This is a genomic window from Frisingicoccus caecimuris (genome assembly GCF_004340975.1).
Classification (GTDB): domain Bacteria; phylum Bacillota; class Clostridia; order Lachnospirales; family Lachnospiraceae; genus Frisingicoccus; species Frisingicoccus caecimuris.
On the sequence record NZ_SLXA01000010.1, the window covers coordinates 86,693 to 95,126 of the forward strand.

At 43.0% G+C, this 8,434-nt stretch carries 8 protein-coding genes and 1 pseudogene; 5 read left to right on the forward strand and 4 right to left on the reverse strand.

Going from position 1 to position 8,434, the window contains the following annotated elements; translation table 11 throughout:
* Positions 1 to 30 precede the first annotated feature (30 nt).
* Positions 31 to 672: a GyrI-like domain-containing protein gene (locus EV212_RS10120; RefSeq protein ID WP_132092712.1), complete on the reverse strand. Its 642-nt coding sequence runs from the start codon at positions 670 to 672 to the stop codon at positions 31 to 33.
* A 93-nt stretch (positions 673 to 765) separates the two neighbouring features.
* Here EV212_RS10120 and EV212_RS10125 point away from each other — a divergent pair, with 93 nt between their 5' ends.
* The 5 genes from EV212_RS10125 (at position 766) to EV212_RS10145 (ending at position 5,114) form a co-directional block, all read left to right on the forward strand.
* Entirely contained in the window at positions 766 to 957 is a 192-nt protein-coding gene (locus EV212_RS10125) for a DUF6472 family protein (protein WP_132092715.1), read from the forward strand.
* Between the two features lie 150 nt (positions 958 to 1,107).
* The gene (locus tag EV212_RS10130) at positions 1,108 to 2,253 is read left to right on the forward strand and encodes an MGDG synthase family glycosyltransferase (protein ID WP_165873355.1); all 1,146 of its coding nucleotides are present in this window, start codon (positions 1,108 to 1,110) and stop codon (positions 2,251 to 2,253) included.
* Positions 2,228 to 2,872: a polysaccharide deacetylase family protein gene (locus tag EV212_RS10135; RefSeq protein WP_132092721.1), complete on the forward strand. Its 645-nt coding sequence runs from the start codon at positions 2,228 to 2,230 to the stop codon at positions 2,870 to 2,872. The genes EV212_RS10130 and EV212_RS10135 overlap by 26 nt, the downstream gene beginning before the upstream one ends.
* Positions 2,832 to 3,869, forward strand: coding sequence for a lysylphosphatidylglycerol synthase transmembrane domain-containing protein (locus EV212_RS10140; protein ID WP_132092724.1), 1,038 nt, complete (start codon positions 2,832 to 2,834; stop codon positions 3,867 to 3,869). Before EV212_RS10135 ends, EV212_RS10140 begins: the two co-directional genes overlap by 41 nt.
* A 276-nt stretch (positions 3,870 to 4,145) precedes the next feature.
* On the forward strand, positions 4,146 to 5,114 hold the full coding sequence (locus EV212_RS10145) for an ABC transporter substrate-binding protein (RefSeq protein ID WP_132092727.1): 969 nt from the start codon (positions 4,146 to 4,148) through the stop codon (positions 5,112 to 5,114).
* Between the two features lie 109 nt (positions 5,115 to 5,223).
* Here the strand turns inward: EV212_RS10145 and EV212_RS10150 are convergent, their stop codons facing one another.
* The 3 genes and pseudogenes from EV212_RS10150 to EV212_RS10160 form a co-directional block, all read right to left on the reverse strand.
* Positions 5,224 to 7,014 carry a Na/Pi cotransporter family protein gene (locus EV212_RS10150; protein ID WP_132092730.1) on the reverse strand — a complete coding sequence of 597 codons (1,791 nt, stop codon included), beginning with the start codon at positions 7,012 to 7,014 and terminating at the stop codon, positions 5,224 to 5,226.
* A gap of 178 nt (positions 7,015 to 7,192) precedes the next feature.
* Positions 7,193 to 7,570 (reverse strand): thioredoxin family protein, encoded by a 378-nt coding sequence (locus EV212_RS10155; RefSeq protein ID WP_132092733.1) that lies wholly within the window; start codon positions 7,568 to 7,570, stop codon positions 7,193 to 7,195.
* Positions 7,571 to 7,695: 125 nt separating this feature from the next.
* Positions 7,696 to 8,340: pseudogene (locus tag EV212_RS10160) on the reverse strand (permease); the annotation flags it as partial.
* Positions 8,341 to 8,434: the final 94 nt, after the last annotated feature.

Genomic DNA, 8,434 nt, shown 5'->3' on the forward strand with positions numbered 1-8,434 from the left:
TCCTCCATATTCATTATGTATTTTTAATGCTTAGATGTGCGGACGCACCGGGTGGCGGATGACCGTCTTTAAATTTTCCGGTTTTGTCCGTCTCGGGTCACCCAGATAAATTTCATGATGACGCCGTTCGGGATTGATATCCTGAACATAGCCGCTTTCTTCGATATATTTTTCCATCATTTTTATGGTCGCCGGCTCTGCATCATAAGACCCAACGTGCATAACCTGGCAGCACAGGCCTTCTGTAAATTTAACCAGTCGTGTCGATAAAAAATCGATGTATGGTTTCTTCTTTTGAAGACTTTGTTTCGCCCACTCATAAACTTCTTCCGTGACGAACTCGGGTTGACGAATCATAGAGGTCCAGCAAAATCTATCCTTATCCGTTACATTCTGTCCGTCAAAAGCCGCGTCATCCACCCACCAGAGGCCTTCCAGCGGCGGAACCACATAGTCAAAATAGCCTTCCGGCTGAGTCCCGCTCATTTTACTCATTTTAATCGTAAAGGATAAACCATAGAGAATTTCTATCGCATTTTTGTAACTCTCGGAAGTATTCGGATTCCCTTGTCCGTCCACCATTATAAAAATCATTTCCGGAACCTGGATTATTGATGGTTTCTTTTTTGGCATATACAAATCTTTATATTCTTTCTTATAATCTATTTTCATGACAAGACCTCCTATAATTCTTATTTTATCAAATTTCAAACGCATTGCCAACGGCAATAAAATTTGCTAAAATACATTCTGGAGGGATGTATAATGCAAAAAAAGCAACCGCAAACAAGCTGCGATACCTGCCTTTATTATTCCTACGATGAGGATGATGAGGCTTATATGTGCGATATGGACATGGACGAGGATGAATATGCTCATCTGCTTTCCGATGACCACTATAGTTGTCCTTACTACCGAAATGATAATGAATATGCTGTCGTCCGAAAACAAATGTAACTATACTTTATGTTTTATCTGCTTCAATATTTAAGAATATTGAAGCTTTTTTCATTTTTCTTACATTTTTTCAAAAGAAAAACGTAAGAAACCTGTTGGTGAATCCTCATATCTGTTGGCTATAATGAAACCAGAAAAGAGGAGATGACTATGAAAATTCTTATACTAACGGGTAAGTTCGGCATGGGCCACATGAAAGCCGCCGAAGCTATTAAAGAAGAACTGACACTCTGCCGGGAACATCCGGAACAGCGATGCACCTCCAGAGAATCCGATATAGAAATCATCGATTGGATTGAATATATGGCGCCATTCTGTGCCAAATACATTTACGGCAGCTATTCTGCGCTGATCCGGCGCAGCACAGTTTTTTATAACCTTCACTATAAATCATCGGAAAACCGGCCGATTTCTCAAAAACCGGACCTGGCCTGCTATATCCGCATGAATCAGCTGATTCATGATAAGAAGCCGGATCTGATTATCTCCGTTCTGGCCTATGCTTCAAAAGCTGTATCCTATTATAAAGCTTTAAGCGGTTCTTCGATTCCACTGATCACCTGTGTCACCGATATTACCGCCCATTCCGAATGGATAAATAATCATACGAATGTCTATGCCGTCGGCTCGGAAGAGGTCCGTCAACTTTTTGCCCGGAAAGGTATCCCTGAAGGACAGATTTACGTCACTGGAATTCCGGTCCGTCAACGGTTTAAAAACCAGGAAGCTGAAAGAAATTCCCGACCAAAAATCCTGTTAATGGGCGGCGGGCTTGGGCTTCTTCCGAAACGACTGGATTTTTATCAACATCTGAGTGAGAAAGTCCCGGCGGATATGACTTTGATCACAGGAAAAAATGAAAAATTATACCGTAAACTCCATGGACGATTTAAAAACATCCATGTTCTTGGTTATGTTAAAGATATCGATGCGTATTTTCTGTGCTCGGATCTGGTCATCACAAAACCCGGTGGAATAACCACCTTTGAAGCTATTTACTCGGAAACACCGATTTTAGCCCTCAATCCGACCATGCGTCAGGAAAAATATAATGCCGCATTCATTTCAAAGCACGAAATCGGAAGAACCTTTTTTCTTGAAAATGACGCAAAAGATGCAGAACGTATTGCCGCTCTCATCTGTAATAGTACTCAAATTGAACATTACAAGCAGCGCATGCGCCAGTTAAAAAAAGCCTATACTGCCTGTACTTTGACAGAGATTGTAAATGAGCTGACTGCTGCTTTACCATTGGGAGGTACGTTTCACGATGAGATCTTTAGTTTTAACTTTTGATGACGGACCGGATGTCCGTTATACACCGCTTTTACTGGATTTATTAAAACACGAAAATGTTACTGCGACTTTTTTTGTCGTAGGCCGACACGCTGCCGCTCATCCGGAGCTTATCCACCGGATGATTTCCGAAGGCCATACGGTCGGAGGGCATACGATGCGCCACCAAAACGCGCTGTTGTGTACACCGTCCGCTATTCGGGATGACTTTAAAGTCTCTATCCGCCTGCATCGGGAATTGACCGGAACGGCCCTTCGCTTTTTCCGGCCACCCTGGGGTATTTCCAGCCCATTCATGAACCGATATATAAAAAAATACCAGATACAGAGAGTCTTATGGGATGTGATGGCTGAAGACTGGGAATCACAGACGACCTCCGGCATCATTAGCAGCAAGCTGAAAGACCGGGTTTTTGACGGCGCTGTCATCTGCCTTCATGATGCCGGAGAGGATACGGGCGGTGCAAAGGGTGCGCCGCGTCGGACCATCGATGCGCTGATTCACACCATTCCATGGTTGAAAGCCCAGGGCTATCAGTTTCTGACCATGGAACAATACATCAAAGGAGTCGACGCCCATGCCATTCAACAACGAAAAAAAGGCCTCGTATGGCCGTAACCTGATTCTGATGCTGCTGCTGACAATTATTACCCTTACCGCCATACTCAAGGGGAATGACATGAACCACTTAATTTCCACTTTAAAAACTGCTGACGGCCTCTGGCTTCTGTTTGGCCTTTGCTGTATGTTTGTTTTTGTCAGCTGCGAAGGGTTAAATATGTATCAGATCTCCCGGAGTCTTGGATGGCCTCTGGGCTTCTCAAGATGTGAACAATATGCCTTTATCGGTTTTTATTTTAGTTCCATCACGCCTTCATCCAGCGGTGGTCAGCCAGTCCAAATGTATTATATGAAGAAAGACCATATTTGTCTGGCCAATTCTTCTGTAATGATTTTGTTTATTGTATTTGTTTACCAGATGGCTATGCTGCTGCTCGCAGGTATTATGGCTCTGATTTATCCGAACCTTGCCCTGCGGACGGCGGGCCATTTAAAATATCTCCTTCCCTTTGGATTAGTCATGAACGGAGGCGCCGCCATATTAATGGCTTTATTCCTGTGCTCGGAAAAACTTGTTCAAAAAATACTCCTTTTTTCCCTCCGGGCCGGAGCATGGTTCCATCTGGTAAAGCATCCGCAGGAGAGTCAACAGCGAATCCTCACCGAGTTAAAGCAATATCACCATAGCGCCCAGTTGATCCGACAAAAACCGTTACTTTTTCTCCGTGTTCTGCTGACCTCTCTTTTGCAGATGGCTGCTCTCTCTTCTGTTCCCTACTGCACCTACCGCGCGCTGGGATATTACAATTTTTCCGTTGGTGAATTGGTTACCTGCCAGTCTATCCTTACGGTATCCGCTTCGGCCATTCCGACTCCCGGTGCCGTAGGTGCTGCCGAAGGCGGTTTCTTGTTCGCCTTTAAAGATATATTTGACGCCGGCAGCATAAAAACAGCCATGCTGCTCAGCCGTGGCATCAGTTTGTACCTATTCCTGCTCATCAGCTTTTGCGTATGCATGGCTGTTCAAATACGAATATCCCGTTCGAAGCATTAAAACTGTAATCTTCCAAAAATAATTTCGATTATTTTTATTTTTTTCTAACCAAGTTTATAATGGTTTTAGAAAGCAAACACATTTTGGTCACAGTTTTCAGTTATTATATAAACATACCGAACAAACAATAACAATAACATTCCCCTCTTAAAAAGCCGAAGTCTACCAGCTTCGGCTTCCTTTTTTGCATATCAAATATTTCGATTGACATTATGATTATCCAAACCCTATAATGAAAATAGAATATTCTACATAAACAGGAGAAGGAGAATTTATATGAAAAAACGTTCACTGGCTTTTCTGGTCACCCTTGCAGCGATTGCCTGTACGATCATGGGAACAACCGCATGTAAAAAAGAAAATCCGTCTTTTACCATCGGAATCTTCCAGTTTACACAGCATGAATCTTTAGATGCCGCAACTCAGGGATTCAAAGATGCACTCACCGACAAGCTCGGTGACAATGTTACTTTTGATGAACGCAATGCAAACGGTGACCGCACCACATGTACGACCGTCATCGACGAGTTTATTTATAATGATGTTGATCTGATTCTTGCCAATTCCACGACTTCTCTTCAGATTGCAACGGCTGCTACTTCAGAAATTCCTATTCTTGGAACATCCGTTACCGAATACCGTACTGCCCTCCAGTTGAACGATTTTGATGGAACCATCGGCGGAAATATTTCCGGTACTTCTGATTTTGTTCCACCGGCAGAACAGGCGGCTTTAATTCAGGAGCTTTTCCCGGATGCAAAAAAAATAGGAATGCTCTGTTGTTCATCTGAAGCCAATTCCCAATATCAGGCAGCGGCTTTGCAAAAAGAACTGGCCAACATAGGCTATTCCTGTGAATCCTATCTGTTCGCCGATTCCAATGATCTTTCTTATGCCGCAGAAAATGCCGCTGCTGAATGCGATGTCATCTATATTCCGACAGATAATACCATTGCTTCCTGTGCCGGCCTGATTGCAAATATCTGCGAAGCCGAAGGTCTTCCTGTAATTACCGGTGAGGAAAGCACCTGCCGTGTCTGCGGTGCCGCTACATTGACTGTGGATTACTATGATCTTGGATATGCTACCGGAGAAATGGCCGCCCGAATTCTCATTGACCGCGAAGACATTTCAACAATGCCGGTTCAATATGCTTCCAGCTTTACCAAAAAATATAATGCAGAAATCTGCAAACAGCTCGGAATGACCATACCGGAGGATTATATCCCTTTAGAAACCGAATAAACTAAAACCCCGGAATTCCTCATTTGAATCAAATTCTTATCGGGAACTTCCGGGGTTTTTCTATACCCATGCGGAGCATCTGACATACGGTATGCCCGAAGGGGTATCTCTATTCTTTCAAAAGTCTGAAATAATGGTCATGCGCATCCTGATACTCGCGGTTAAATGCTTCATCCCGTCCAGCATGGAGCATAGAAACATATTCATGTACCTGATGCTTCATTTCAGGCTGGGCCCTTGCAACTGTAGCCACACCTACATTGGAACAAATGTCCGAAATACGCTCTATTTCAGAAAGCAAATCCAAAAATTTTGTACCTGGATATACTCCGCAGTTTCCTTCTCTTAGACGCTTCAGATGATTATCATTAAGAACACTAATCATGTCATCCACGACTTCTTCCAGAGGCTCTATATGACGCGCTGCGGCCAAATCTCTTTTTTCAAAAGCATCTTGGGTATAATCCAGAATGGTATCCATCAATTGATGCAGTACCTTTAGTTCTGCCAGGGCTGTCTCAGAAAAGGCATCCTTATTTTTATTCAAAGCTTCCGCAATCTCTTTGATATTCATTGCATGATCGCCCAATCGTTCGAATTCCGTAACGTCAGAATAATACTGGTTCATGATCTCCACATGCTCAGAAGAAGTAATCCGGGTAGAAATCTGAATGAGGTAATTGCTGACCCGGTCGGCCATCAGATCAATGTCATCTTCATCCTTCACGATCTGATCTGCAGCTTGTTCATCATATTTTGTAATCAATTCAAATGCCCGCTCAATATTGGTCCGCGCCATTCCATACATCACCATGAGCACATCATAACACCGGCCAAAGGCGATGGCTGGCGTGCTGATAAAGACCGGATTCAATGCATCAAGCATTTCATCGTATATTCCGGCAGCAACAGGCACATCCCGCACAATTTTGTGACTGAGCTTCTCAAAAGGTTTCAATGCCGGGAAGAGTATGATCGCACACAACAGATTAAAAATCGTATTTGTATTTGCAATACCTCCCGAATCAATGGTACTGGACCATATACCATCCAGCAGCCCCATCTTATGAATAATGGTTACCACAATTAATACAGCTGCCGACTTTCCCAGATTGTACAGAATATTTACAATACCGACTCTCTTAGCATCCGGTTTTGCACCTATATTACAGACAATGGCTGTCGTTATGCAGTCACCAAGATAAATTCCCACAAGTACCGCATAAATGGAACCAAACGTAAGCTGACCGGATGTGGAAAATGCCTGTAAGATACCAATCGTTGCAGAAGAACTCTGCAATACAAAGGCCACTCCGGCTCCAACCATATAACCGATGAATGGATTCTGTCCCAGACTTGAAAACAGCTTTTCAATAATACCACTCTCCGCAAGACCACTGACTGCATCTGTCATATTCATCAGTCCAGAAAACAAAATACCAAAACCAATGACGATCTGACCTGCCTTTTCGGATTCACTGCTTTTCATCACCATAATCAAAACAATACCAACGATCAATGCCAGGGGTGCCAGAGTCGATGGTTTTAAAAACTGTAAAAAAGAAGTCCCTGATGCATTTAAATCCAAAAGCCGAATAATCTGTCCGGTAACTGTCGTGCCCACATTCGCACCAATGACAATACCAAGGGACTGGCTTAGCGATATGATTCCCGCACCTACCAGTCCGGACGTAATAACAATCGTCGCTGTCGAAGACTGAATTACCGCCGTCATAACCAATCCCATAAAAAATGCTTTTAAAGGCGTATTGGTCAGCTTTTCCATCGCCTTCTTCAACGTTCCTGATGAACTTTCCTTCAGCCCGTCGCCCATCATACGCATCCCGTAGAGGAACATCGCCAGGCCGCCCAAAATAGAAATTACATTAAAAATATCCATATCCCACTCAATTTATCATTTGCATTTAACTTGTTCTTAACTTGGATTTTACCATATTTTAACATGGGATACCATATATTTTTATTGTATATTTTTATCATCATGTAAAGTAAGTCAAACAATAAGGGCTTCCGGTCACGCCCAATGTGCCGAAAGCCCTTTATTCATACAATGGTCATTAAAATCCCAGCTTATGGAGCAGTTTCTCCACGTCAGCCGCTTTCAGTACCTTTCCCATGGATACCACCTTTTCATTCACCACCAGAGCAGGCATGGACATTACACCATACGCCATAATTTTCTCCATATCTGTGACATACTCCGGTTCAATAGAAAGCCCCATATGTTTTAATGCAGCCTGCGTATTTTCCAGCAATGCGTGACAGCTTTTACAGCCGCTTCCTAAAATTTTAATACAGCAAACACCTTCCTTTGCTCCTTCACAGCAGGTATTTTCTACACTCTCTGCCTCGTAAGTTTCACAAGCTCCATTGCAGGAGCAAGCTGGAGCCTTAATTTCTTCCTCTTTCTTCTTTCCAAATCCAAATAATCCCATGATAAAATCTCCTTTCAAATTTCTATTTTAATTACCAATGTTTTTTATTTTCCATACAGATTCCGCATTCCGCACACTCCAAAATATCAATTACCGGATACCACATTTTTGCCCTTTTTCCTCCCTTAGATCAGCAGATACTGAAATACATTAAACAGATAACCCACAATAATAATCCCTGCTGTACAGATTCCAATAAACAGTCCCAACAATTTTGGTTTTACCGCTTTTTTCAGCATAATGATGGACGGCAGGCTAAGTGTCGTAACAGCCATCATAAAGCTGAGGATCGTACCAAGCTGCGCTCCTTTTGCAAGCAAAGCCTCCGCTACTGGAATGGTCCCAAAAATATCCGCATACATTGGAACACCAACGAATACTGCCAATACCACGCCAAAGGGATTGTTGCTGCCAAGAACGGTCTGAATCCAGCTTTCCGGAATCCAGTTGTGGATGACTGCACCGATACCGACACCGATCAGTATATATGGGAAAACTTTCTTGAAAGTTTCAACCACCTGTTCTTTCGCGTAAACCAAACGGTCCTTCACAGTAAGGGTATCCAATTCAATGTCTACGCTGCTTGCATTGCGGATAAATTCTTCCACATAATTTTCCATGTGCATTTTCTCAATGATCGTGCCACCCACTACAACGATCACAAGTCCAACCACCACATAGACAATGGCAATCTTAGCCCCGAAAATACTCATTAACAAAACCAGACTTCCAAGATCAACCATCGGGGACGAAATCAAAAATGAAAAAGTCTGTTTTTTGTCAAGTACTTTTCCCTGAAAAAAGCGTCGAAATTCCCTGTTTTCGTCAAGGGATTTTCCCTACTATTGGCGGGCATTGATTATG